The sequence below is a fragment of the Aquariibacter albus genome (assembly GCF_014145335.1).
Classification (GTDB): domain Bacteria; phylum Pseudomonadota; class Gammaproteobacteria; order Burkholderiales; family Burkholderiaceae_C; genus Aquariibacter; species Aquariibacter albus.
This window is the reverse complement of the sequence record NZ_JACIVI010000001.1, coordinates 422,181-447,713: the sequence shown is the minus strand read 5'-3', so window position 1 is coordinate 447,713 and position 25,533 is coordinate 422,181. Positions and strand designations below refer to the sequence as shown.

Here is a 25,533-nt window from a genome sequence, read left to right as displayed (position 1 = left end):
ACGGGAAGCCCGAGCGATGAAGTACGCCAAGGCCTGGGGCCGGCTGCCCGGAATCGGCGAGGCGCGCCAGCGGCCCTGGGGCGACCGACACGCCGCCCTGCCCGCCGAGGCCGGCCCGCGCATCGCCCACGGCCTGGGCCGCAGCTACGGCGATGTCGCGCTCAACCCGGGCGGCGAGCTGCTGATGACCCGCGGCCTGGACCGCTTCATCCACTTCGACCGCGCCCAGGGCGTGTTGCGGGCCGAGGCCGGCGTCAGCCTCGACGAGGTGCTGGCCCTGGTCATGCCCGCCGGCTGGTTCGTCGCAGTCACGCCGGGCAGCCGCTACGTCAGCCTGGGCGGCTGCGTGGCCAATGATGTGCACGGCAAGAACCACGCGCGGGCGGGCAGCTTCGGCCACCATGTGCGGGCCTTCGAGCTGCTCCGCTCGGACGGCAGCCGCCAGGTCTGCCGCCCGGGCGATGCCGACGGGCGCTTCGAGGCCACCGTCGGCGGCCTGGGCCTGACCGGGCTGATCACCTGGGTCGAGATCCAGCTCATCCCCATCCGTCGACCCTGGATGGCCGTGGTGCAGCGCCGCTTCGCCTCGCTGGACGCCTACTGGGACCTGGACGAAAGCCTGGCCGCGCACCACGACTACACCGTCGCCTGGGTCGACTGCCTGCGCGGCGGCCGCGGCATTTACAGCGCAGCCGATTTCGCCGGCCACGACGCACCGCAGGCCGAGCCCGGCCCCGGCCGCCGCCGCGTGCCACTGGAGCCGCCGATCTCGCTGGTCAACGGCCTTTCGGTCTCGGCCTTCAACCTGGCTTATTACCACCTGCCGCGGCCGGCCTTCTCGCTGCAGCCGGCGCTGAAGTACTTCTACCCGCTCGACGGCCTGGCCGACTGGAACCGCATCTACGGCCGCCGCGGCTTCTACCAGTACCAGTGCGTGCTGCCGCGGCCGGCCATGAAGGAAGCCTCGCGCGCGCTCTTCGACCGCATCGGCCGGGCCGGCAGCGGCTCCTTCCTCGCCGTCTTCAAGACCTTTGGCGAGCGTCCGCCGGCCGGCCTGCTGTCCTTCCCGCGCGCCGGGGCCACGCTGGCGCTGGACTTCCCCAACCAGGGCGCGGCCTCGCACCGCCTCTTCGCCGAGCTCGACGCCGTCGTGCGCGAGGCCGGCGGCGCGCTCTACCCGGCCAAGGACGCGCGCATGTCGGCCGACATGTTCCGCGCCGGCCACCCGGCCCTGGACGCCTTCCGGGCGCATGTCGACCCGGCCTTCAGCTCGGGCTTCTGGCGGCGCGTCGCCGGAGAGCCCCCTTCCCTCCCGCAGCCCGCATGAACCGCATCCTGATCTTCGGTGCCACCTCGGCCATCGCCGCGGCCGCCGCCCGCCTGTGGGTGGCGCGCGGCGCGCGCGTGCACCTCGTCGGCCGCAGCCCGGCCAAGCTCGAAGCCCTGCAGCAGGACCTGCAGGTCCGCGCCGGGGGCGGGGCCGCCGCCATCAGCGCGCGCAGCGCCGACCTGGACCGTCTGGCCGAGCTGCCGGCCCTGCTCGACGAAGCCTGGGCTGCACTCGGCGGCGGGGTGGACGTGGTGCTGATCGCCCAGGGCACGCTGCCGGACCAGGCCGCCTGCGAAGCCTCGCTGGACGAGACCCTGGCCCAGCTCCACACCAACGGCGTGGCCGTGGTCGCGCTCTGCACCCTGCTCGCGCAGCGCATGGCGCCGGGCAGCGCGCTGGCGGTGATCACCTCGGTGGCCGGCGACCGCGGCCGCCAGTCCAACTACGTCTACGGGGCGGCCAAGGGCCTGGTCAGCCGCTTCCTGCAGGGCCTGCGCAACCGGCTGGCATCGCGCGACATCGCGGTGGTCGACATCCGCCCGGGCTTCGTTGATACCCCGATGACCGCGTCCATTGCCAAGAAGGGCGCGCTTTGGGCTCAACCCAAGGCCATAGCCCGCGGCATCGTGGCCGCAGTGGACCGCCGCGCTGACATCGTTTACCTGCCGGCGATCTGGCAGCTCATCATGCTGATCATCACCGGCATTCCCGAAAAGATCTTCAAAAAACTCAAGCTCTGAGCCAGACAACCCGAGCCGGATCAAGGAGCGCTCAGGGCGACGGTAGCTCATCCAGAAAGCGACTGAAGCAGGTTGCGACATGATCAACCGTGCAGTGTCGACGAGCGAAATCTTGACCCGCGCGAGCCAGGCGCTCTCGCTCGTCCGGATCATGCAACAACCTCTCGATGGCTTCGGCCAACTCGGACGGATGGCGGGGCCGGCACAGGATGGCGGTCTTCTCGTGCTGAAGATAGTCGCGGAGGCCGTGAGCGTCGGTGGCTACGACGGCCTTGCCGGCATGCATGGCCGAGACGAGAGTCACATGCCCGCAGGGCACCTCTTGTGCCTGGAGCGGCAGTACGGTGAGGCTGGCATGGTGCAGGATGTTGGCCACGTCCTCGATCGGCAGGTCGGAGCGGGCGATGACGTTGGAGGGCGCCTTGAGGCCGACCAGGCTAGCCGAGGAGCCGACGATCACCAGACGCCGGTGCGGAAGCCGGCGCATGGCCTCCACCAAACTCGCATAGTCGCGGCCTTGGCTGCCGATGGCGCACAGGTAGTCACCCTGCACCAGGGCGGGCCCGACTGGCCGAGGCAGAGGCGGTGCAGCCCACAGCATCATCTGCAAGCGGTCCGGAGCCAAACCGAAGACCTCCTTGTAGAGATCCAGCTCGTAGCTTGAGAAGGTGATCAGCCGGTCAGCACGCCGATACACGCGCCCCATCAAGGCACGCTGGGCGCCACGGGGCAGTTCGGTGAAATTGAACGCGTAGATGAAATGATGGGCCTGCGGGCACAGACTCGGCATCAGCAAGCCGTTGTAGAAGGCTGGCCTGGGCCCATGACTGACAAGCACCCCGCCCTGAACGGCTGCCTCGCGGCAGGCTTGCCACGCCAGGACTGTTCGGGCGATGCTGTCTCGACGCGGCAACCAGCCCGGCAGGCCCAGGCTGCGGACCGAGCGGTGAACCCAGGGCGCGTCCAGGGGCGTCCCCAGGTAGTCGGGCGCCAGCCAGTTCCAGTCCGGATCGAGCTCGCTGACGTTAAGCACAGCAGGCCGGGCCCGGGCAATCGTCGCGCCATCAGACATCGAGCTCAACCGCATCGCCGCGCAACTCCATCAGCTCGCGGCGGGCCGCCGCCTCGCCCTTGCCCATCAGGCGATGCATGGCCTGCTCGGTGACGGCAAAACCCTGCGCGGCCCAGGCCACCGGCAGCAGGCGGCGGGTGTCGGGGTTGAGGGTGGTGTCCCAGAGCTGCTCGGCGTTCATCTCGCCCAGGCCCTTGAAGCGGCTGATCGACCAGGCGCCCTCGCGCAGGCCTTCCTTGCGCAGCTTGTCGAGGATGGCCTGCAGCTCGCCCTCGTCCAGGGCGTAGAACTTGGCCGCCGGGCGCTTGCCGCGCGCCGGCGCGTCCACCCGGAACAGCGGCGGTCGCGCCACGTGGAGGTGGCCGCGCTCGATCAGCTTGGGGAAGTGGCGGAAGAAGAGCGTGAGCAGCAGCACCTGGATGTGCGAGCCGTCGACGTCCGCGTCGCTGAGGATGCAGACCTTGCCGTAGCGCAGGCCGCTGAAGTCGGGATCGTCCTGCGGGCCGTGCGGGTCGATGCCCAGGGCGACGGCGATGTCGTGGATCTCGGTGTTCTTGAACAGCAGGTCGCGCTCGACCTCCCAGGCGTTCAGCACCTTGCCGCGCAGCGGCAGGATGGCCTGGGTTTCCTTGTCGCGGCCCATCTTGGCGCTGCCGCCGGCCGAATCGCCCTCGACGAGGAAGACTTCGTTCAGGCTCAGGTCGCGGCTCTCGCAGTCGGTCAGCTTGCCGGGCAGGACGGCCACGCCCGAGCCCTTGCGCTTCTCGACCTTCTGCCCGGCGCGCTGCCGGGCCTGGGCCTGGCGGATCACCAGCTCGGCCAGCTTGCGGCCGTGCTCGACGTGCTGGCTCAGCCACAGCTCGAAGGCCGGCTTGACGAAGGTGGCGACCAGGCGCAGCGCATCGCGGCTGTTCAGGCGCTCCTTGGTCTGGCCCTGGAACTGCGGGTCCAGCACCTTGGCGCTGAGCACGAAGCTGGCGCGGCCGAAGACATCGTCGGGCATCAGCTTGACGCCCTTGGGCAGCAGGGCGTGCAGGTCGATGAAGCCCTTGAGGGCCTGGAAGAGCCCGTCCTTGAGCCCGGCCTCATGGGTGCCGCCGGCCACGGTGGGGATGAGGTTGACGTAGCTCTCGCGCACCGCCGCGCCGTCCTCGGTGAAGGCCACGCACCACGCGGCGCCCTCGCCTTCGGCGAAGCTCTCGGTCTCGCTGCGGCCGGCGTGGTGGGCGCCTTCGAAGAGCGGGATCAGGGGCTCGGCATTCAGCGTCTGGGCCAGGTAGTCGCGCAGGCCGCCGTCAAAGCGCCAGGCCTGGACCTCGGGCTCGGCGCCCGCCTTCTCGCGCGTCAGCGTCACCGTCACGCCCGGCATCAGCACGGCCTTGCTGCGCAGCAGGTGGACCAGCTCGGCGCGCGGCAGCTCGGCGCTCTCGAAATACTTCGGGTCGGGCCAGACGCGCACGGTGCTGCCCTGGCGGCGCTCGCCGGCCACCAGCTTGCGCTGCTGCACCGGTTCGATCACGTCGCCGCCGGCGAAGGCCAGGGTCGAGACCTTGCCCTCCCGGTGCACCGCCACCTGGAGCCGGGTCGAAAGCGCATTGGTCACGCTCACGCCCACGCCGTGCAGGCCGCCGCTGAAGCTGTAGGCGCCGCCCGCGCCCTTGTCGAACTTGCCGCCGGCATGCAGGCGGGTGAAGACGATCTCCACCACCGGCACGCCCTCTTCCGGATGCAGGCCGGTGGGGATGCCGCGGCCGTCGTCCTCGACGCTGACCGAGCCATCCGCATGCAGGGTCACCGCGATGCGGCTGCCGTGGCCGGCCAGGGCCTCGTCGGCGGCGTTGTCGATGACCTCCTGCACGATGTGCAGGGGGTTGTCGGTGCGGGTGTACATGCCCGGCCGCTGCTTGACCGGCTCCAGGCCCTTGAGGACGCGGATCGAGGCCTCGCCATAGGCCCCGGGCGAGGACGGGGAGCTTGCAGAACGGGGGGTCGGCGCAGACATGGCCAGCATTGTAGGAAGCGGCCCCCAGCCGGCGCGCGACCGCCCGGGCTCAGGCCCGGGCCGCGAAGACGCTGAAGCGCGCCTGCGGATCGCTCCAGTGCTCGATGGCCTGCCAGCCGGCCGCGCGCAGCAGGGCTTCGAAGGCCTCGGGCGTGTACTTGCAGGAGTTCTCGGTGTGGATGCGCTCGCCCGCAACGAAGGCGCGCTCGCCGCCCGGCCAGCGCACGGTCAGCGCGCGGCGGGCCTCCAGGTGCATCTCGATGCGCGACAGGCCGGCGTCGAAGCGGGCCACATGGCGCCAGTCGGCCAGCACGAAGTCGCTGCCGATGCGGCGGTTCAGATGGCGCAGCACATTGAGGTTGAAGGCGGCGGTCACGCCCAGGGCATCGTCGTAGGCGCGAACCAGTTCGCCCTCGTCCTTCACCCGGTCGACGCCGATCAGCAGACTGCCGCCCTGGGCGGCTTCGCGCACCCGCTGCAGGAAACCCAGGGCCTGCTCGGGCGTGAAGTTGCCGATGCTGGAGCCGGGATAAAACATGGCGCGCGGGCCGGGACCCACGGCCTCGGGCAGCTCCAGCCGGCTGGCGAAGTCGGTGCCGACGCCGATCACCTCCAGCGCCGGATGCGCGCGCTGCACGGTCTGCAGGATGTCGCGCAGGTAGTCGGCCGAGATGTCGACCGCCACATAGCGCCGGGGCTGCAGCGCGGGAAAGAGCGAGACCGCCTTCTCGCAGCTGCCGGCACCGAGGTCGACCAGGGTCGGCGCGGGGCCGATCACGCGGGCGAAATCGGCGCCATGGGCGGCCAGGATCTGCGCCTCGCTGCGGGTCGGGTAGTACTCGTCGAGCGCGGTGATCGCGTCGAAGAGGCGCGAACCCAGGGTGTCGTAGAAGAACTTCGGCGGGATCTGCGCCGGGCGGGCGAGCAGGCCGGCCTGCACCTCCTCGCGCACCGACTCCACCGCCCGCGGGGCCTGGAAGAACTGGGGCTGGCGGAAGGCGGCGCGGGCTTGGGGATCGGGAGCGTTCATGCGGAGGGATTCAGCGTCTGGGGCCGCGGGGGCGGTGCGGGTCACATCGTCTGGTCCGCTACGCGGACGGGCGGCTTTCGGTCGCAGGCCGAGACATGTCCTTACAGTGACCGGGTGTTTCCGGCCGCCCGGCCCCGCCCGGACCGACGGCCCCGGGGGGCGGCATCATCGCCGACCGCGCGACGGCCGGCATCCAGGCGGGCGGCAGCTGCGCACATGCGCAGGCTGTTGTAAGCCCTGGGGACAGGCCGCGACGCATGCTCACGGCCCGCCGCCCTGCCCGGGCCCCGAACCCGCCCGATTCCCGGTCCACCGAGTCCCTTCATGTCCTCAAGCCCCCCGGCCGATGCCCGCGACGAAGCCGGCATCCGCGCCCTGTCGATCGCCCGTTACCGCCGGCGCGCTGCCGCCTACGACAGCACCTGCGGCCCGACCTGGCCGATCCGCGAGCGCTGCGTGGCCGCGCTGCAACTGCAGCCGGGCGACTCGGTGCTCGACGTGGGCTGCGGCACCGGCCTGTCCTTCGAGCTGCTGCGTGCCGGGGTGGGAGCGGGCGGCCGGGTCGTCGGCTTCGACCAGAGCCCCGACATGCTGGCCCAGGCGCGCCAGCGGGTCGAGCGGGCCGGCTGGTCGAATGTCGAGGTGGTCGAGGAAGCGGCCCAGGGCCTGGCCCTGGACGAGCGCTTCGACGCGCTCTTCTTCCACTACACCCACGACATCCTGCAATCGCCCGCCGCCGTGGCCGCCCTGCTGGCCCGCGCCAAGCCGGGCGCGCGGGTGGCGATCGCCGGGGTGAAGGCCTTCCCCTGGTACCTGGCCTGGCTCAACCCCTGGGTCTACGCGAAGAACCGCGCCTACAACGGTGCGCCCGGCGGGCTGCGCGCGCCGTGGCGGCGCATCGCCGCGCATCTCGACGGCTTCCAGAGCGTCGACACCCAGTGGGGCATGGGCTACCTGGCCAGCGGCCGGGTGCGCCCGGCCCCCGGCCAGCCGGGGACCCCGGCATGAGCGCCTGGCGCGCCGGCCTGGCGCTGCTGCTGCTCAACGCCCTGCTGAGCTTCAACCTGCTGTGGCCGACCCCGCTCATCCTGCCGGACCACCGGCTCGCGCCGGCCTTCATCCTGCTGTGGACTGGCCTGCTGGCCTGGCAGCGCTGGCGCGGCGCCCCCGGCCCGCGGCTGCTCGGCGCGGTGGCCACCTTCATGAGCCTGCTGGTGCTGCTGCGCTACCTGGACGTGGCCGTGCCCGGCCTGTTCGGCCGGCCGATCAACCTCTACTGGGACGTGCAGCACCTGCCGCGCTTCCTGTGGGTCAGCGCCGAGCAGCTGCACCCGCTGCTGGCGCTGCTGGCCGGCGGGCTGGGGCTGCTGCTGATCGTCGCCGGCCTGGTCGGCCTCAAGCGCGGGCTGCAGGCCCTGTGGACGCGGGTGGCGCGCGAGCTGCTGCCCCAGGCCGCGCACTCGCGCCTGGCCTGGGCGCTGACAGTCTTCGGCCTGCTCTCGGTGGCGGGCAATGTCGCCGGACTGCCGCTCACCTGGCCCTACATCAGCAAGCCCATCCTGCCGACCTATGCGCGCCAGGCCGAGCTGCTCTTCACCATCGCCTCGCCCGGCGGCGCGGAGCGCGAACTGCCGCCCTCGCCGGCCTTCGACGGCAAGCTCGATGCGCTGGGCGGCCAGGATTTCAAGCTCTTCTTCCTGGAGTCCTACGGCGCCATCGTCGACGACGATCCGGCGATGCGCGCGGCCCTGGTCCCGGCCCGGGCCGAACTGGCCCAGGCGGCGGCGGATGCGGGCCGCTGGATCCTCTCGGCCTACCTGCGCTCGCCGACCTACGGCGGCGCCTCGGACCTGGCCCACCTCAGCCTGCTGTCGGGCATCGACCTGGCCGACCCGCGCCGCCACGACCTGCTGCTGACGACCGAGCGCAAGACCCTGGTCCACCACTTCATGCGCCACGGCTACCGCAGCTTCGGGGTCTACCCCGGCCTGAGCTGGGCCTGGCCGGAGAGCCGTCACTACGGCTACGAGACCCTGGTCGACGGCCCCGCCCTGGCCTACACCGGCCCCAAGCTCGGCTACTGGTGGATCCCGGACCAGTACAGCCTGGCCAAGCTGGAGCAGCTGCACCCGCGGCCGGCGGAGGGGCCGCCGCGCTTCATGGTCTATGCCTCGATCACCAGCCACATTCCCTTCAGCCCGGTGCCGCCCTACCAGCCGGACTGGTCGCGGGTGCTGGGGCCGGAGCCTTTCGAGCCCGAGGCCACGGCCCGCGCGCTGGCCGAGCAGGCCGACTGGCTGAACCTGCGACCGGGCTACACCGGCATGATGGTCTACAACATGCGGATGATGGCCGGCTACCTGCGCGCCCAAGCCGGCCGGCCCGAACTGCTGATGATGCTGGGCGACCACCAGCCGGCCAGCGGCGTGACCGGGCCGGACCAGCCCTGGGAGGTGCCGGTGCACGTGGTGGGCACGGATCCTGCGCTCCGGGCGCGTTTCGAGGCCCTGGGTTTCCAGCCCGGCGTGCAGCCCCAGCGCCCGGCGCTGGGCGGCATGCACGAGCTGACCGGCATGCTGCTGCGCATCTTCGACGCCGACAGCCCGCTGGCCGCCCGGTCGGAGGCCGGCCCCATGTCCTCAACCCCGTGAAGAGCCAAGCCCGCACCCCGCCCCACACCCGCCCATGAGCCTGCACCCCAGCCCGCTTCCGCACCTCCCCGCCCGGACCCGGGCGGTGCTGCTTGGCGCCCTGCTGGCCGGCAGCCTGGCCTGGGCGATGCGCAGCCTGCTGGTCGAGCCGCCGGCGATGGCCGCAGCCTGCGCGGCCAGCCCCTGGGCGCCCGGTCCCTGCCTGCTGCGCGCCCTGGCCGTCGAAGCCCTGCTGCAGCAGCGCATCGGCTGGCTGGCCCTGGGCCTGGCCCTGCTCGGCCTGCGATGGCCGCGGCTTCAGGCCCCGGCCGCGGCCTGCGCGGCGGGCGGGCTGCTGCTCTACGCGGCCGATCCCTCGGCCCCCGCCCTGCTGCTGGCGCTGCTGGCCAGCTTGGGCGGCAGCAGCAGCGGCCAGCCCAGCGCCAGCAGCCCCGCGGCATAGGCCAGGGCCTGGTGGTTGGCCAGGCCCTCGATCACCGGCAGGGCGAGTGCGCCGGCCACGAAGAGGGCGGCCATCAGCCGTTCTTCACGGGCCGTGGCCGGCAGGCGCTCGCCCAGCGTGGCCAGCGCCACGCCGAGCACGGCCGGTGCCACCAGCAGGGCCAGCGGGAAGCCGCGGTAGCGGCCGTCAAGCACCTGCCACAGCAGCAGGGTGGCCACGCCGAAGAGGTAGAGCCCGCGCACGGTCGCGGCCAGGCGGCGCGGGGCGGGCTGCGATGTCGTCCAGGCCTCGCGCAGGCCGGGCCAGGAGGGCCGGTCCTGCCCCGCCTCCAGGGCCTGCAGGCGCCGCATCAGCGCCTGGACCAGGCCCAGGGCCAGCAAGAGACCGCAGGCCACGGTGAGTCCGGCGATCCAGGGGTCGAAGGCGGCCCGGCCCCAGAGCAGGAGGCTGTCGGTCTGGGCGGGCAGCAGGCCTCCGGCCAGCGCGGCCGCGGCGACCACACTGCCGACGCCCAACGGCTGCAGCTGCCCCCGGCTCAGGCGCCAGGCCAGCAGCGCCAGGAGCCCGGCGGCCAAAGGCACCGGCCACGGCGCCCGGCCGCTGTCGACCGGCCCCTGCCAGGGAAAGCGTGGCTGGCCGGCAGCGGTGAACAGGCCCCAGGCCTGGCCCATCTCGCCCTCCAGCGCGCGCTTCCACGGCTGGTCGAAGGCTTCGATCAGGTTGAAGTCGAGGCCCAGGCCGACGCTGCGCAGCAGCAGCTCGCGGTGAAAACGGGCCTGTTCGATCCGGCCCGGCACCGCCCCCTGGCGCTGCCGACCGGCAGCCGGCCAGCCGGTCTCGCCGACGAGGATCGGCAGGTCGGGGAAATGGGCCTGGGTCCGTGCGGCCAGGTCCAGCACATGGTCCACCGCCTCGTCGACAGCAACCGGCTCGTCCTCCCAGTAGGGCAGGATGTGCACGGTGACCCGGTCGACGTGGGGCCGCAGCACCTCGGCATGGCGCCACCAGAACTCCCAGACATCGGCGTAGGTGACCGGAACCGGGCTGTCGCGGCGGGCGGCGGCCAGCAGCGCGGCCAGGGCCTGGGGGCTCTGCTCCTGGCGCAGCAGCACCTCGTTGCCGACGATCAGCAGCTCGACGCTTTGCGGATGGGCGCGTGCCAGCGCGATGGCTTCGCGGATCTGGCGCGCATTGGCCACCGGGTCGCGGCCGATCCAGGCGCCCAGCTTGACCCGCATGCCCAGGCGCTCGGCCACGGCCGGCACGGCCTCCAGGCCGCGGTCGACGGCATAGGTGCGCACGCAGTTTGTGAGCGTGCGCAGCTGCCGCAGGTCCGCCTCGATCTGTGCGGGGCTCACGCTGGGCCCGGGGCGGAGCGGGTTCAGGGCCGGATCGCGAAAGGGCGCGTAGGACAGGCAGGGCACGGCCGGCCCCGGCCGGCCGGTGGCCTGGGGCGCATCCGGCAGGGCCTGCGGCCAGATCGCGCGCAGCCACAGCAGGGCCCCGATCAGCAGGGCGGTCACGATCAGCAGGAACGGCAGGAGCCGGCGCGGGGACAGGAAGCGCATCGGGGGATCAGCAGGCGGAAGAATGAGCAGCTTTCGGCACCGGATCGGTCAGCCGGGGGAACGCACCGCGCGTTTCAGTATCCAGCCGGATGCAGGGGCCGTGCCGCCTCCCTGGGCGAAGGCCTTGCCCGGCCCGCACGCAAACCGTGCGCCGCCGCCCCATCTCCCGTCCCGGACCCGCGTCCGGCCCGGCCGCTTTCTTGCTCCACCCCGCCTCATGAGCGAACGATCCTCCCGCCGCACCCTGCCGTCGGTCCGTCGTCTGCCCTGGACCCGGATCGCCACGGCCCTGCTGATCGCCACCGCCGTCGCGGTGGTGCACCTGCTGGCCTGGCGTCTGATCCAGACGCCGCAGGCCCTGCCCGACGCCCCCATCCGCATCGCCGGGCTGGCCTACAACGCCTTCCAGCGGCACGACAGCCCGCTCGACGGACGCTACCCGAGCGATGAGGCGATCGCCGAGGACCTGGCCACGCTGGCGCAGCTGACCGGCCGCATCCGTACCTACGGCTCCAGCGAGTTCCCGGCCCTGCCCGGCCTCGCCGAGCGCCACGGCCTGCGGCTGACGGCCGGCGTCTGGCTGGACCGTCGGGTCGACAACAACGAGCGCGAGATCACCGCGGTCGAGCAGGCGGTGGCCCGGCACCCGAACATCGACCGGGTCATCGCCGGCAACGAAACCCTGCTGCTGGGCAGCCTGGAACCCGCGCAGCTGATCGCCTACCTGGACCGGCTGCGCCGCACGCTGTCGGTGCCGGTGTCCACGGCCGAACCCTGGCATGTCTGGCTGAAGCGGCCCGAGCTGGCCGAGCATGTCGATTTCCTCACCGTCCACCTGCTGCCCTACTGGGAAGGCGTGCCGGCCGATGTGGCGGTGGACTATGCGATGAGCCGGCTTGAGGAACTGCGCAGGCGCTTCCCCGGCAAGCCCATCGTGATCGGCGAAGTCGGCTGGCCGAGCGGCGGCGACCGCGTCGACGGCGCCCGTGCCAGCCCGGCCGATCAGGCCACCTTCGTGCGCGGCTTTCTGGCCAGGAGCCGTGGCCTGGGCCTGGACTACTTCCTGATGGAGGCCATCGACCAGCCCTGGAAACGCGCGACGGAAGGTCGCGCCGGGGCCTACTGGGGCATCCTCGACGCCGACCGGCAGCCCAAGTTCTCCTTCGACGGCCCGCTGAACGTGGACCGGCACGAGCGCGGCAAGGCCGGCCTGGCCAGCCTCGCCGGTTTCCTGCTGATCGCGCTGAGCCTGAGCCTGCTGCCGCGGCTGCGGCTCGCGGCCCGCATCGGCTTCGCGGTGACGGCGCAGGGCGTGGTCACGCTGACCGTGCTGCTGGCCACGCTGCCGATGAAGCACTATCTCGAACACCTCGACTGGATCGTGCTGGCCCTGCTGGCCCCGGCGCTGGCGCTGACGGCGGTCACGCTGCTGGCCCAGCTCTTCGAGTTCGCCGAGTTGTTCTGGGACGGCAACCTGCGCCGCCGCTTCGGCCCCAGGCCGCTGCCGCGCGGCGCACGCGAGCCGCGCGTGAGCATCCACCTGGCCTGCTGCAACGAGCCGCCGGCCATGGTCATCGCCACCCTCGACAGCCTGATGCGCCTGGACTGGCGCAACTTCGAGGTGCTGGTGATCGACAACAACACCCGCGACCCGGCCCTCTGGCAGCCGGTGCAGGCGCATTGCGAGCGCCTGGCCGCCGCCCGCGGGACCGAAGGCCCGACGGTGCGCTTCTTCCACCTGCCGAGCTGGCCGGGCTACAAGGCCGGCGCGCTGAACTTCGCGCTGCAGCACACCGACCCGGCGGCCGAGGTGGTGGCCGTGGTCGATGCCGACTACCTGGTCGAGCCGAACTGGCTGCGGGATCTGGTCGCGCACTTTGACGATGCCAAGGTCGGCGTCGTGCAGTCGCCGCAGGCCCACCGCGACTGGGAAGGCCAGGCCTTCCGGCGTGCGATGAACTGGGAGTACGACGGCTTCTTCCGCATCGGCATGCACCACCGCAACGAGCGCGACGCGATCATCCAGCACGGCACGATGACGATGATCCGCGCCAGCGCGCTGCGCGATGGCGGCTGGTCGGAGTGGTGCATCTGCGAGGACAGCGAGCTCGGCCTGCGCCTGATGCAGCGCGGCCTGCGCGCGGTCTACGTCGACCAGGTGATGGGCCGCGGCCTCACGCCGGATGGCTTCGTCGCCTTCAAGAAGCAGCGCCAGCGCTGGGCCCAGGGGGCGATGCAGATCCTCAAGGCCCATGCCCGCAGCCTGCTGGGCCTGAAGCCGGCCGCCGGCCAGCCGCAGGCCGCGCTCAGCCGGGCGCAGCGCTACCACTTCGTGGCCGGCTGGCTGCCCTGGCTGGGCGATGCCATGCACCTGGTGCTGAGCTTCGCCACCCTGTTCTGGACCATCGGCCTGATCGCCGCGCCGCAGTGGTTCAGCCTGCCGGCCATGCTCTTCCTCGGGCCGCTGACCGGCCTGATGTCGGTGCGGCTGCTGATCGGCCCCCTGCTCTATCTGAAGCGGGTGCCCTGCCGGCCGGCGGGCATCGTCGGCGCGGCCCTGGCCGGGCTGAGCCTCTCGCATGCGATCGCGCGCGGCGTGTTCGCCGGCCTGACCCAGCGCACGGCGGTGTTCGAGGTCACGCAGAAGGGCAGCGCGGCCGGAGCGGCCGCGCGTCGTGGCGGGCCGGTGGGCGTGCGGGAGGAGGCCGGCCTCTTCCTCGCGCTGATGCTGGCGCTGGCGGCGGTGGCCTGGGTGCGGCCGGCCGACCATGTGGAATCGCTGATGTGGCTGGGCGTGCTGGCGCTGCAGGCCGTGCCTTATGCGGCGGCCCTGGTCTGCGCCTGGCTGTCGCGCCGGGCCCCGACGGTCGCGCCCGCCGCGCCGCAGGCCGCCGGCCCGGGCGGCCGTCGCCGGACTGGCCCAGGCGGCCGCCCGGCGGCCGCGGTGGCCCGGCCGCGCCGACCGGCCATGCAGGGGGCGGTGGACCTCGGCCCGCGGGTGGCCTCCGGCGGACGCCGCGGACGCGCGGCGCGCCGCGCGGCGCTCAGGCCCTGAGCACGGGCTGGCCTGCCGGCCAGCGGCTGTCGGGCCGGAGCCGCAGCTGCGGCTGGCCCAGGGCATCGACCGTCCAGGCCTCGGCATAGGGCAGCGGCCAGCCGAGCAGGGTGCAGGCCTCCTCGCAGTGGCGGCGCAGCTCGGCCTCGTCGCGGCCGCCCAGATGCATCACCCCATAGCGGTGGCTGCCGAGCCACTTGAACTCGCGCGCCAGGCCGGCGCCCTGCTTGGGCATGGGCAGCAGCATGCCGTCGGGGAAGCGGGCGGCGAAGGCGGCGCGCTGGGCCCGGCTGGGCATGGGCGGAACCTGGCCCGCATGGAAAGCACGGAAGACGAAGCTGGACGTGGCCCCCGCCGTGGGCTCGCGGCGCGGCTCGTCGGCCAGCCCGCCGCCGAGGGCCAGGGTGAGTGAGAGGCTGTGCGGGTCCAGGCCGAGCACGCGGCGGTAGAGATCGCCGAACTGCGAGGCCAGCCGGGGATTGAACTCGATCACCGTGAGCCGGTCGCTGACGGGATCGTGGAAGAACTCCATGTTGAAGCAGCCGCGCGTGAAGCCGACGGCGCCCAGGAAGCGACGCGCCACATCGAGCGCACGGGCCTGGACGGCCGGGTCCAGCCGGCTCGGCAGATCCCAGCGCATGAAGGCCTGGGTGCCGGGGTACATGATGGCGTCGACCACACCGAGGGCATGGACCTCGCCGTCGACGACGACCCCATCCAGGTTGTACTGCGGCGCCTGCACCGGCTGCTCCAGCATCATGCGGTGGGCGGTGCCGGCCTCCGGCAGCCGCTGCCGGGCGATGCGCTCGAAGGGCTCGACAAGGCGGCGGATGATCCACAGCTCGGCCCAGCCGAAGCGGGTCAGGGCCTGCAGCGCGGCACGGTCGTCGACCTCGCGGGCGAGGACCGAGAAGGCCGCCTTCACCGGCTTGGCGAAACAGGGGTAGCGCAGGCCCTCGGGGATGGTCTCGCCGTAGCCCACCGGCAGCGGCTCGCAGGGCACCGTGGCCTCCGGCGCGACACGCTCGAGCACGCGGCGCGCGTGCAGCTTGTGCTGGCAGGCCAGGATGGCATCGGGCGAGGCGCCGGGCAGGCCCAGACGCTCGGCCAGCAGGGCAGCAGCCAGCGCGCCGAACTGCTCGTGATGGGAGACCACCGCCTGCCAGCCCCGACGGGCGGCGCGGCGCACCAGGCGATCGGTGAAACGGTCGAGGTCGAAGCCGAGCAGGCCGACCTGGCTCGGAAAGCTGAACAGGTCGAAGCCGGCATGGTCGAAGCGCACGCGCCCGGCACAGGCATCGAAGGCCGCGCGGTCCCAGTCGTAGCTGAAGAGCTGGAGGGCGGGGGGGCGGGAAGACCGCATCAGGAAGACTCCTCGGGACGGGGGGCAAGGGCCTGCTGGGCGCGTTGCCACCAACGCTGCGCCCCCCAGCTCAGCACCAGCAGCAGCGCAAGCGCCAGGCCGAGGCCGGGGGCGAACAGGTCGCGCAGGGCCCGGGCGGTGCCCAGCTCGCAGCCCATCTGCACATAGGCCGCGCTGCTCGCGGCCATGCCGACCGCCGTCCACAGCAGGTAGCGGCCCAGCGGCATGGCGCTCAGGCCCATGAGGGGATTGAGCAGCTGGTAGGGCAGCACCGGCGCCAGCCGCAGGGCCAGCAAGGCCACCGGACCATGCCGCTGCAGCACGGCGTCGACGCGGGCCATGCGCGCGCCATGGCGCGCCTGCACCCGCTCGCGCAAGCAGTGTCGCGTCAGCAGGAAGGGCGCAGCCGCGCCCAGCGTGGTCGCCAGCGTGACCAGCAGGGTGCCGACCCCCAGGCCGTAGCGCGCGCCGATTGCGAGCAGGAGCACCGAGCAGCCGGGGATGCCGGTGGCCGACCAGAGCGTCAGCAGCCCGAAGAGCAGGCCCGCGAGCGGCCAGGCCGGCAGGCCCTGCCAGAGCGCGGCCAGCTCGCGCGCCACGCCCAGGGGGTCCTGGCCGATCCGCCCCAGCAGCGCCGGGAGCTGGTCGAGCCAGTCGCTGCTGGACGCCCCGCCAGCGGCCAGCACGGACGGCGCGAACAGCAGGGCCAGCAAACCCGCCATGCCGCAGCCCAGGCAAGAGGCCGGGACATGGGGAGGGGAGATCGGGCGCATGCGCAGAGGAGGTCGGGGAAGCGCCTTGCGGCTTACGGCCAGGCGGCGATCGCGGATGCGGCGCCGGAGCCAGGCCGGCACCAGACGCAAGAAGGGCCCCCGCAGGGGCCCTTCCTGGCACGAGCCTCGGCCTGAACCGGGCTTCGATGCGGCGAGGCCGATCAGCGTTCGGCCAGCGGCTTGACGTCGCGGCTGGCCGCGCCGGTGAAGAGCTGGCGCGGACGGCCGATCTTGTACTCGGGGTCCGAGATCATCTCATTGAGCTGGGCGATCCAGCCCACGGTGCGGGCCAGCGCGAAGATCGCGGTGAACAGCGAGACCGGGATGCCGATCGCGCGCTGCACGATGCCGGAGTAGAAGTCGACGTTCGGATAGAGCTTGCGGGCGACGAAGTACTCGTCCTCCAGCGCGATCTTCTCCAGGGCCATGGCCAGCTTGAACATCGGATCGTTCTCGAGGCCGAGGGCGCCGAGCACTTCGTGGCAGGTCTCGCGCATCAGCTTGGCGCGCGGGTCGTAGTTCTTGTAGACCCGGTGGCCGAAGCCCATCAGCTTGACGCTGCTGTTCTTGTCCTTGACCTTGGTGATGAACTCGCCGATCTTGGCCACGCCGCCCATCTGCTGGATGTCGGCCAGCATGTTCAGGCAGGCTTCGTTCGCACCGCCGTGGGCCGGGCCCCAGAGGCAGGCCACGCCGGCGGCGATGGCCGCGTAGGGGTTGGTGCCCGAGGAACCGCACAGGCGGACGGTCGAGGTCGACGCGTTCTGCTCGTGATCGGCATGCAGGATGAAGATGCGGTCCATGGCGCGGACCAGCACGTCGTCGGGCTGGTAGTCCTCGCAGGGCGTGCCGAACATCATCCGCATGAAGTTGGCCGTGTAGCTCAGCTCGTTCTTCGGGTAGATGTAGGGCTGGCCGACCGAATACTTGTAGGCCATCGCGACCAGCGTCGGCATCTTCGCGATCAGACGGATCGCGGCAATCTCGCGGTGCTGCGGGTTCGTGATGTCGGTGGTGTCGTGATAGAAGGCCGACATGCCGCCGACCAGGCCGGTCAGCACGGCCATCGGGTGCGCATCGCGACGGAAGCCACGCAGGAAGAACTGCATCTGCTCGTTGACCATCGTGTGCTTGTTCACGCGGCCGACGAACTCTGCCTTCTCGCTGGCGTTGGGCAGTTCGCCGTTCAGGAGCAGGTAGCAGGTCTCGAGGAAGTCGCAGTTCACCGCGAGCTGCTCGATCGGGTAGCCGCGGTACAGCAGCTCACCCTTGTCGCCGTCGATGTAGGTGATCGACGACTGGCAGGACGCGGTGCTGAGGAAGCCCGGGTCGTAGGTGAACTTGCCGGTCTGGGCGTAGAGCTTGCGGATGTCGATGACATCCGGACCAACCGTGCCCTTGTAAATGGGCAGGTCCATCGACGGGCTGCCGTCCGAGAACTGCAGCGTGGCTTTCACGTCGGAAGGGGTCATGGGCATTCCTTCAGGGGAGAGGGGCGGGATCGGGGAAGCAAGCTCGATGCCGTGCCGCCGGCCGGCGCGGAAGCGTCAAACCGGTGCGCTGCGCAGCGCGTCGAGCACACGACGTACGTCGGGGTCAACCAGCTCGCCTTCGGGCTCGCGACGGGCGAGCAGGAGGTCGAGCAGGTCGTTGTCCGGCAAATCCATCAGCCGGGCCAGGGCGCGGGCTTCGCGCCAAGTCAGCGGGGCCTCGTGAGCCCGGAAGTAGCGCTCGACGAACAGATCGTTCTCGAGCAGCCCGCGCCGGCATCGCCAGCGCAGGCGGCCGCGGTCGGCCTCGTCCAGCGGCGCGTCCGGATCCAGGGCCTCGGAGATCGTGGGACGAGGCAGGTCCATGGGCAGCTGGTCGTTCGGGTTCAAGGGATCAGACGGCCCGGCGGACCATCAGCTCCTTGATCTTGCCGATGGCCTTGGTCGGGTTCAGACCCTTCGGGCACACATCCACGCAGTTCATGATGGTGTGGCAGCGGAAGAGGCGGTACGGATCCTCGAGGTTGTCAAGGCGCTCGCCGGTGGCCTGGTCGCGGCTGTCCGCGATGAAGCGGTAGGCCTGCAGCAGGCCGGCCGGGCCGACGAACTTGTCCGGGTTCCACCAGAAGCTCGGGCAGCTGGTCGAGCAGCTCGCGCACAGGATGCACTCGTAGAGGCCGTTGAGCTCGTCGCGCTCCTCGGGCGACTGCAGGCGCTCCTTCTCCGGCGGGATCTCGTCGTTGACGAGGTAGGGCTTGATCGAGTTGTACTGCTTGAAGAACTGCGTCATGTCCACGATCAGGTCGCGGACGACGGGCAGGCCCGGCAGGGGCTTCAGCACGATGGTGCCGGGCAAGGAACGCAGGTTGGTCAGGCAGGCCAGACCGTTCTTGCCGTTGATGTTCATCGCGTCCGAACCGCAGACGCCTTCGCGGCAGCTGCGGCGGTAGCTCAGCGTCGGGTCGACTTCCTTGAGCTTGATCAGCGCGTCGAGCAGCATGCGCTCGTTGCCCTCAAGCTCGACCTCGAGGGTCTGCATGTAGGGCTTGGCGTCCTTGTCCGGGTCGTAGCGGTAGATCTGGAAGATGCGCTTCTGGGCCATGGTGTTCTCCTGGTGCGCTTAGAAGGTACGGACCTTGGGCGGCACCGACTCGACAGTCAGCGGCTTGAGGTTGACCGGCTTGTACGAAAGGCCGTTGGTGGCACTGTCCCAGAGGGTGTGCTTCATCCATTCCTTGTCGTTGCGGCCCAGCGGGAAGTCGGCATCGTCGGCGGCGCGCTCGTAGTCCTTGACCGTGTGGGCCCCGCGGCACTCGTGGCGGGCCGCTGCGGAGGTCATGGTGGCCTGGGCGGCTTCGATCAGGTTGTCGACTTCCAGCGCCTCGACGCGGGCGGTGTTGAAGACCTTGGACTTGTCCTTGAGGGTGATGGCCTTGACGCGCTCGCGGATGGCGTTGATCTTGACCACGCCTTCGTCCATCGTCTTCTGCGTGCGGAACACGCCGGCGTGCTGCTGCATCGCGTTGCGGATGTCGTTGGCGACGTCCTGCGCGTACTCGCCACTCTGGCTGGCGTCGAGACGGGCCAGGCGGGCCAGCGAGAAATCGGCGGCGTTCTTCGGCAGCGGCTTGTGGGCCTTGGCCTCCTTGGCCAGACGGTCCACGATGTGGTTGCCCGCGGCCCGGCCGAACACCAGCAGGTCCAGCAGCGAGTTGGTCCCCAGACGATTCGCGCCATGCACCGACACGCAGGAGCATTCGCCGACCGCGTACAGCCCTTCGACGATGATCTTGTAGTCGTCGCCCTTGGGCACGACGACCTGGCCGTTGATGTTGGTCGGGATGCCGCCCATCTGGTAGTGGATGGTCGGCACCACCGGGATCGGCTCCTTGGTGATGTCGACGTTGGCGAAGTTGTGGCCGATCTCGAACACCGAGGGCAGGCGCTTGAGGATGGTGTCGCCGCCCAGGTGGGTCATGTCGAGCTGGATGTAGTCCTTGTTCGGACCGCAACCACGACCTTCCTTGATCTCCTGGTCCATGCAGCGCGAGACGAAGTCGCGCGGCGCCAGGTCCTTCAGCGTCGGGGCATAGCGCTCCATGAAGCGCTCGCCGTTGATGTTGCGCAGGATCGCGCCCTCGCCACGGCAGCCTTCGGTCAGCAGCACGCCCGCGCCGGCCACGCCGGTCGGGTGGAACTGCCAGAACTCCATGTCCTGCAGCGGGATGTTGGAGCGGGCTGCCATGCCCAGGCCGTCACCGGTGTTGATGAAGGCGTTGGTGGACGCGGCGTAGATGCGGCCCGCACCACCGGTGGCCAGCAGCACGGTCTTGGCGTGCAGCACATGCACGTCACCGGTTTCCATCTCGAGCGCGGTCACGCCGACGCAGTCACCGTCGGCATCGCGGATCAGGTCGAGGGCCATCCACTCGACGAAGAACTGGGTGCGCGCCTTCACGTTCTGCTGGTACAGCGTGTGCAGCATCGCGTGGCCGGTGCGGTCGGCCGCGGCACAGGCGCGCTGGACCGGCTTCTCGCCGTAGTTCGCGGTGTGGCCGCCGAAGGGGCGCTGGTAGATCGTGCCGTCGGCATTGCGGTCGAAGGGCATGCCGAAGTGCTCAAGCTCGTAGACGACCTTGGGCGCCTCGCGGCACATGAACTCGATCGCGTCCTGGTCGCCGAGCCAGTCGGAGCCCTTGACGGTGTCGTAGAAATGGAAGTGCCAGTTGTCCTCGGACATGTTGCCGAGCGAGGCACCGATGCCGCCCTGGGCCGCCACGGTGTGCGAGCGGGTCGGGAAGACCTTGGACAGGACCGCGACATTCAGGCCCGCACGGGCCAGTTGCAGCGAGGCGCGCATGCCGGAACCACCGGCCCCGACGATGACGACGTCGAACTTGCGCGTCGGAAGAGAGCTTGCCACTTGCATTACAGCCTCCACAGCACTTGAATGGCCCAGCCGGCACAGGCGATGAGCCAGACGATGGTGAACACCTGAAGCGAGAGCCGGATCGCGACCGGCTTCACGTAGTCCATCCAGATGTCGCGCACGCCGACCCAGGCGTGCCAGAGCAGGGCGACGATGACGACGAAAGTCAGAACTTTCATCCATTGCGCCGCAAAGATGCCGGCCCAGCGGTCATACCCGAGCGGGCCGCCGAAGATCACCTGGGCCAGCAGGACCACGGTGAAGAGGGCCATCAGCGTGGCGGTCACGCGCTGGGACAACCAGTCGCGGAAACCGTAGTGCGCACCGACGACGATGCGCTTGGAGCCGTAGTTCTGCGTCATGACGAAGGACTTTGCGAAGGACTCGGGAATCGGCTCAGAACAGGCCGAAAAGCTTGGCACCCAGCAGCACCGTCAGCACGGTGCCGATCGCGAGGGTCGCGAGGGCCGAGCTGTGGCTCTGCTGCTTGCTGACGCTGTGGGTGGCGTCCATCCACAGGTGACGCACGCCGGCAACGAAGTGGTGCAGGTAGGCCCAGATCAGGCCCAGGGCCACGAGCTTCAGGAACCACCCGGGGTAGATGCCGACGCCGTGGGCGAAGGCGCTGGTGAACTGCTCGTAGCTGATCTCCGAGCTGAGGCTCTTGTCGAACATCCAGAGGATGAAGGGCAGCAGCAGGAACATCACGGCGCCGCTGACGCGGTGCAGGATCGAGACGATGCCCGCCGGCGGCAGCCGGTACGACACGATCTGGGACACGTGGATGTTGCGAAACACCGGCCTTTGCGGACGGGTCGGACTGGCGTGATCACTCATGGCAGGAGGGTGGGCTGGAGTGGCTACGGGTAAACCTTGAGATTTTAGGCGATACGCTTACAGGGACCGGGGCTACCCGAGTGCAGCCCCTGGCCGCCAGCATGGCGTCAGCTCAGTTCGTTTCGGTAGTGGTGCTTGGCGGTGTGATACAGGCCGCGGCGCAGCTCCACCACCTTGTCGCCGTACGTGAAGGAACGCCGCTCGACGCTGAGAAGCGGCGTGCCGACGGGCACCCGCAGGAGTTCGGCCTCGTCGGCCCCGGCCGGCACGGCACGCAGCCTTTCGTCGGCACGCACCATGTGCACGCCGAATTCGCTTTCGAACAGACCGTAGAGCGGGCCGCGGTACTCGCTGAGCCGCTCGGCGGTCAGGCCCTTGAACAAGGCCCCGGGCAGCCAGATTTCATCCAGAACCGCCGGCGTTCCATCAAATGAAAGGATGCGGCGGATCTGCACCGCGGTCTCGCCGGCCTTCATGTCCAGCGCCCGGGCCACCTCGGCCGGCGCCCGCAGGCGGCGGCAATCCAGGAACAGCCGCTCGACCGAACGCGGGGCACTGGCCTCGTCCGTCGATTCGAGGCGCAGGAAGCGGTACTGGACCCGCTCCTCGGCATGGGTGGCCACGAACGTGCCCTTGCCCTGGCGGCGCACGAGCAGGTTCTCGGTCGCCATCTCGTCGATGGCCTTGCGCACCGTGCCCTGGCTGACGCGAAAGCGCGCCGCCAGCTCCATCTCGCTGGGGATGGCCTCGCCCGGCTTCCATTCGCCGGCCTGCAGGCTGCGGACGATCAGCGCCTTGATCTGGCGGTAGAGCGGGCTGAATGCCGGCCCCGCGGCCTCGGGCGTGGCGCTGTCGGGGGTCAGGGGAGGCACGGCGTTCATGTCGGCCGCGATTGCAACACAGGCGCCGCGGCACGTCGACGCAAGGGCTGAATGATGTCTTATATAAGACATAAGACTATTGACGCGGCCGCCAGAGCGAACCTAGACTCCCCTACACTCGAAAAACGCCCTGGCCCAGTGGGAGTACCCGCAAGCAAGGACAGGTGCCGGACGGCGGCATTGCCGACATCGCCGTCCTTCAAGACCCCATCCGGCCCGCCGTTTTCATCCTCGGAGACCTCCAACATGAGCAAGTCCCCCGTCCGCGTCGCCGTCACCGGCGCCGCCGGCCAAATTGGTTACGCCCTGCTGTTCCGCATCGCCTCGGGCGAGATGCTGGGCAAGGACCAGCCGGTCATCCTGCAACTGCTGGAGATCCCCGACGAGAAGGCCCAGAACGCGCTCAAGGGCGTGATCATGGAGCTGGAAGACTGCGCCTTCCCGCTGCTGGCCGGCATCGAGGCCCACAGCAATCCGGAAGAAGCCTTCAAGGACACCGACTACGCCCTGCTGGTCGGCGCGCGTCCGCGTGGCCCGGGCATGGAGCGTGCCGACCTGCTGGCCGCCAACGCCGCCATCTTCACGGTGCAGGGCAAGGCCCTGAACAAGGTCGCCAGCCGCAACGTCAAGGTGCTCGTCGTCGGCAACCCGGCCAACACCAACGCCTACATCGCGATGAAGTCGGCCCCGGACCTGCCGGCCAAGAACTTCACCGCCATGCTGCGCCTGGACCACAACCGCGCCGCCTCGCAGATCGCCGCCAAGACCGGCAAGGCCGTCGGCGACATCAAGAAGCTGACCGTCTGGGGCAACCATTCGCCCACGATGTACGCCGACTACCGCTTCGCCACCATCAACGGCGCTTCGGTGAAGGACACCATCAACGACCAGGTCTGGAACGCCGACACCTTCCTGCCGACCGTCGGCAAGCGCGGTGCCGCCATCATCGCCGCCCGCGGCCTGTCGTCGGCGGCCTCGGCTGCCAACGCCGCCATCGACCACATCCGTGACTGGGCCCTGGGCTCGAACGGCGAATGGGTCACGATGGGCGTGCCGTCCAACGGCGAATACGGCATCCCCAAGGGCATCGTGTTCGGCTTCCCGGTCACCACCGAGAACGGCGAGTACAAGATCGTCGAAGGCCTGGAAATCGACGCCTTCTCGCAAGAGCGCATCAACATCACCCTGGCCGAGCTGCAAGGCGAGGCCGACGGCGTCAAGCATCTGCTGTGATCCGTCTCAGCGCATGACAAGGCGCTGATCAGCGCAAAGGAAGCCGGTTCTTCACCCCACCGGCTTTTTTTGCGCCCGCGAGGCCCGGATCCGGCCCCGCAGCCCCCGTTCTCCGATGCCTGGAGCCCTCGATGAGCCTGGTCGTCCATCCCCGTGATGCCCTGTTTGCCGCCGGTGAGCGGGCGCCGCTGCTGCCGGTTGCCGACCACTACGCCGGCGTCGAGGCCCGCATGCGCAAGGCCCTGGCCCTGCAGGGCGACCTGGCCGACCGGGCGCTGTTCGACGTCACGCTGGACCTGGAGGACGGCGCGGTCGTCGGCGCCGAGGCCGAACAGCTGGCCCTGGTGGCCGAGCTGATCGCCAGCCCGGCCAACCGTTTCAACCGGGTGGGCGTTCGCCTGCACCCCTACCTGCATCCGAGCTTCCCGCAGGAGGTGGCCGGCCTGCTCGGCCACGCCGAAGCGGCGGCGCGCCTGGCCTTCCTCATGGTGCCCAAGGTGGCCGATGCGGCCGAGCTGGCCGCCGCCTGCGCGCACATCGAGACCGCCGCCCGCGCCGCCGGCGTGAAGGCGCCGCCCGTCCATGCCCTGGTCGAGACCCACGGCGCCCTGCACGAGGTGCACGCCCTGGCCGCGCTGCCCGCCGTCGAGTCGCTCTCCTTCGGGCTGATGGATTTCGTGTCCGCGCACCGCGGCGCGATCCGCTCGGAAGGCATGCGCCTGCAGGGACAGTTCAGCCATCCGTTGATCGTGCGCGCCAAGCTGGCGATCGCCGCAGCCTGCCACGCCCACGGCAAGACGCCCTCGCACAGCGTGATCACCGAGTTCAAGGACCGCGAGGCGATTGCCGAAGCCGCGCGCCGCGCGGCACAGGAGCTCGGCTACCTGCGCATGTGGTCCATCCATCCGAACCAGATCGCCCCCATCGTCGAGGCCTTCGCGCCGGATCCGGCCGAGATCGACGACGCGATCAGCATCCTGCTGGCCGCGCAGGCCCAGCAGTGGGCGCCGATCGCCCACAAGGGCCTGCTGCACGACCGCGCGAGCTTCCGCTATTTCTGGCACGTGCTCGAACGTGCCGAACGCACCGGGCAGGCGCTGCCGGCCGAGGTGCGCACCGCGTTCTTTGACCCCGCGGCCTGACCCGGCCGCTCCGTTCCACCCGGCCGGGCTGCGATCACCCCCGCAGCACCGCGCCGATCGGTCCACCCTTCCCGACCCACGACACGCCATGAGCCAAGAACAACTCACCCCCGGCCAGCGCTTCCGCGCCGCACTTGCAGCCGAATCCCCGCTGCAGATCATCGGTGCGATCAATGCGAACCACGCACTGCTCGCGAAACGCGCCGGCTTCCGTGCCATCTACCTGTCCGGCGGCGGTGTGGCCGCCGGCTCGCTCGGCCTGCCCGACCTCGGCATCAACACGCTCGACGACGTGCTGACCGACGTGCGTCGCATCACCGACGTCTGCGACCTGCCGCTGCTGGTCGACATCGACACCGGCTTCGGCCCGAGCGCCTTCAACATCGAGCGCACCGTCAAGAACCTGATCAAGGCTGGCGCGGCCGCCTGCCACATCGAGGACCAGGTCGGTGCCAAGCGCTGCGGTCATCGTCCGGGCAAGGAGATCGTCACCCAGGGCGAGATGGTCGACCGCGTGAAGGCCGCCGCCGACGCGAAGACCGACGCGTCGTTCTTCCTGATCGCCCGCACCGACGCGATCCAGATGGAAGGCGTAGACGCCGCCATCGAGCGTTCGATCGCCTGCGTCGAAGCCGGCGCCGATGCCATCTTTGCCGAAGCCGCCTACGACCTGCCGACCTACAAGAAATTCGTGGACGCGGTGAAGGTGCCGGTGCTGGCCAACATCACCGAGTTCGGCGCCACCCCGCTGTTCACCCGCGAGGAACTGGCCTCGGTCGGCGTCGCGATCCAGCTCTACCCCCTGTCGGCCTTCCGTGCGGCCAACAAGGCGGCCGAGGCGGTCTACACCTCGATCCGCGCCCAGGGCCATCAGAAGGACGTGCTGGATCTCATGCAGACCCGCACCGAGCTCTACGACCGCATCGGCTACCACGCCTTCGAGCAGCGTCTGGACGCACTGTTCGCCGCGAAGAAGTAAGCCCTGCGCGCCGCCC

22 protein-coding genes are annotated in these 25,533 nt (G+C 70.6%); 9 read left to right on the top strand and 13 right to left on the bottom strand.

Going from position 1 to position 25,533, the window contains the following annotated elements:
• Nucleotides 1-16: 16 nt before the first annotated feature.
• A complete protein-coding gene (locus H4F90_RS02040; protein WP_182661009.1) occupies nucleotides 17-1,327 on the top strand; it encodes an FAD-binding oxidoreductase in 1,311 nt (436 codons plus the stop codon).
• The gene (locus H4F90_RS02035) at nucleotides 1,324-2,070 is read left to right on the top strand and encodes an SDR family oxidoreductase (RefSeq protein ID WP_182661007.1); all 747 of its coding nucleotides are present in this window, start codon (nucleotides 1,324-1,326) and stop codon (nucleotides 2,068-2,070) included. Before H4F90_RS02040 ends, H4F90_RS02035 begins: the two co-directional genes overlap by 4 nt.
• Nucleotides 2,071-2,101: 31 nt before the next feature.
• Here H4F90_RS02035 and H4F90_RS02030 read toward each other — a convergent pair whose 3' ends face one another.
• From H4F90_RS02030 to egtD, 3 genes are read right to left on the bottom strand one after another with little or no spacing between them, the layout of a single operon-like run.
• A complete protein-coding gene (locus H4F90_RS02030; RefSeq protein WP_182661005.1) occupies nucleotides 2,102-3,142 on the bottom strand; it encodes a glycosyltransferase family 4 protein in 1,041 nt (346 codons plus the stop codon).
• The gene (locus H4F90_RS02025) at nucleotides 3,135-5,144 is read right to left on the bottom strand and encodes a DNA topoisomerase IV subunit B (protein WP_182661003.1); all 2,010 of its coding nucleotides are present in this window, start codon (nucleotides 5,142-5,144) and stop codon (nucleotides 3,135-3,137) included. Before H4F90_RS02025 ends, H4F90_RS02030 begins: the two co-directional genes overlap by 8 nt.
• Before the next feature lie 49 nt (nucleotides 5,145-5,193).
• A complete protein-coding gene (gene egtD, locus H4F90_RS02020; RefSeq protein WP_182661001.1) occupies nucleotides 5,194-6,174 on the bottom strand; it encodes an L-histidine N(alpha)-methyltransferase in 981 nt (326 codons plus the stop codon).
• Nucleotides 6,175-6,498: 324 nt separating this feature from the next.
• Here egtD and H4F90_RS02015 point away from each other — a divergent pair, with 324 nt between their 5' ends.
• The 3 genes from H4F90_RS02015 to H4F90_RS02005 are packed head-to-tail and all read left to right on the top strand — an operon-like array spanning nucleotide 6,499 to nucleotide 9,267.
• Nucleotides 6,499-7,182, top strand: a complete 684-nt coding sequence (locus H4F90_RS02015; RefSeq protein WP_182660999.1) for a class I SAM-dependent methyltransferase — start codon at nucleotides 6,499-6,501, stop codon at nucleotides 7,180-7,182.
• A complete protein-coding gene (locus tag H4F90_RS02010) occupies nucleotides 7,179-8,825 on the top strand; it encodes an alkaline phosphatase family protein (RefSeq protein WP_182660997.1) in 1,647 nt (548 codons plus the stop codon). Before H4F90_RS02015 ends, H4F90_RS02010 begins: the two co-directional genes overlap by 4 nt.
• Before the next feature lie 34 nt (nucleotides 8,826-8,859).
• Nucleotides 8,860-9,267 (top strand): hypothetical protein, encoded by a 408-nt coding sequence (locus tag H4F90_RS02005; protein WP_182660995.1) that lies wholly within the window; start codon nucleotides 8,860-8,862, stop codon nucleotides 9,265-9,267.
• Here the strand turns inward: H4F90_RS02005 and H4F90_RS02000 are convergent.
• A complete protein-coding gene (locus H4F90_RS02000) occupies nucleotides 9,165-10,835 on the bottom strand; it encodes a glycoside hydrolase family 17 protein (protein WP_182660993.1) in 1,671 nt (556 codons plus the stop codon). The genes H4F90_RS02005 and H4F90_RS02000 overlap by 103 nt on opposite strands.
• A 217-nt stretch (nucleotides 10,836-11,052) precedes the next feature.
• Here H4F90_RS02000 and H4F90_RS01995 point away from each other — a divergent pair, with 217 nt between their 5' ends.
• Nucleotides 11,053-13,890: a glycosyltransferase family 2 protein gene (locus tag H4F90_RS01995; protein ID WP_182660991.1), complete on the top strand. Its 2,838-nt coding sequence runs from the start codon at nucleotides 11,053-11,055 to the stop codon at nucleotides 13,888-13,890.
• On the opposite strand, the gene H4F90_RS01990 is transcribed toward H4F90_RS01995, so the two are convergent.
• The 9 genes from H4F90_RS01990 to H4F90_RS01950 form a co-directional block, all read right to left on the bottom strand.
• On the bottom strand, nucleotides 13,880-15,253 hold the full coding sequence (locus H4F90_RS01990) for an ATP-grasp domain-containing protein (protein WP_182660989.1): 1,374 nt from the start codon (nucleotides 15,251-15,253) through the stop codon (nucleotides 13,880-13,882). The genes H4F90_RS01995 and H4F90_RS01990 overlap by 11 nt on opposite strands.
• A complete protein-coding gene (locus H4F90_RS01985) occupies nucleotides 15,253-15,975 on the bottom strand; it encodes a TVP38/TMEM64 family protein (protein WP_182660987.1) in 723 nt (240 codons plus the stop codon). Before H4F90_RS01985 ends, H4F90_RS01990 begins: the two co-directional genes overlap by 1 nt.
• 212 nt (nucleotides 15,976-16,187) lie before the next feature.
• Entirely contained in the window at nucleotides 16,188-17,498 is a 1,311-nt protein-coding gene (gene gltA, locus H4F90_RS01980) for a citrate synthase (protein ID WP_182660985.1), read from the bottom strand.
• A gap of 75 nt (nucleotides 17,499-17,573) precedes the next feature.
• A complete protein-coding gene (locus H4F90_RS01975) occupies nucleotides 17,574-17,882 on the bottom strand; it encodes a succinate dehydrogenase assembly factor 2 (protein WP_182660983.1) in 309 nt (102 codons plus the stop codon).
• A 28-nt stretch (nucleotides 17,883-17,910) separates the two neighbouring features.
• Entirely contained in the window at nucleotides 17,911-18,618 is a 708-nt protein-coding gene (locus H4F90_RS01970) for a succinate dehydrogenase iron-sulfur subunit (protein WP_182660981.1), read from the bottom strand.
• Between the two features lie 18 nt (nucleotides 18,619-18,636).
• The gene (sdhA, locus tag H4F90_RS01965; RefSeq protein WP_182660979.1) at nucleotides 18,637-20,445 is read right to left on the bottom strand and encodes a succinate dehydrogenase flavoprotein subunit; all 1,809 of its coding nucleotides are present in this window, start codon (nucleotides 20,443-20,445) and stop codon (nucleotides 18,637-18,639) included.
• On the bottom strand, nucleotides 20,445-20,807 hold the full coding sequence (gene sdhD, locus H4F90_RS01960; protein ID WP_182660977.1) for a succinate dehydrogenase, hydrophobic membrane anchor protein: 363 nt from the start codon (nucleotides 20,805-20,807) through the stop codon (nucleotides 20,445-20,447). The genes sdhA and sdhD overlap by 1 nt, the downstream gene beginning before the upstream one ends.
• A 34-nt stretch (nucleotides 20,808-20,841) precedes the next feature.
• Complete coding sequence (gene sdhC, locus H4F90_RS01955) at nucleotides 20,842-21,282, bottom strand: succinate dehydrogenase, cytochrome b556 subunit (protein ID WP_182660975.1); 441 nt, start codon at nucleotides 21,280-21,282, stop codon at nucleotides 20,842-20,844.
• A gap of 107 nt (nucleotides 21,283-21,389) precedes the next feature.
• Entirely contained in the window at nucleotides 21,390-22,163 is a 774-nt protein-coding gene (locus tag H4F90_RS01950) for a GntR family transcriptional regulator (RefSeq protein WP_182660973.1), read from the bottom strand.
• Between the two features lie 246 nt (nucleotides 22,164-22,409).
• Here H4F90_RS01950 and H4F90_RS01945 point away from each other — a divergent pair, with 246 nt between their 5' ends.
• The 3 genes from H4F90_RS01945 to prpB all read left to right on the top strand — a co-directional run bounded on the left by H4F90_RS01945 (nucleotide 22,410) and on the right by prpB (nucleotide 25,517).
• Nucleotides 22,410-23,396, top strand: coding sequence for a malate dehydrogenase (locus H4F90_RS01945; RefSeq protein ID WP_182660971.1), 987 nt, complete (start codon nucleotides 22,410-22,412; stop codon nucleotides 23,394-23,396).
• Between the two features lie 131 nt (nucleotides 23,397-23,527).
• Nucleotides 23,528-24,538, top strand: coding sequence for an HpcH/HpaI aldolase/citrate lyase family protein (locus H4F90_RS01940; protein WP_182660969.1), 1,011 nt, complete (start codon nucleotides 23,528-23,530; stop codon nucleotides 24,536-24,538).
• 88 nt (nucleotides 24,539-24,626) lie between these two features.
• A complete protein-coding gene (prpB, locus tag H4F90_RS01935) occupies nucleotides 24,627-25,517 on the top strand; it encodes a methylisocitrate lyase (protein WP_182660967.1) in 891 nt (296 codons plus the stop codon).
• The last annotated feature ends 16 nt before the right edge of the window (nucleotides 25,518-25,533 follow it).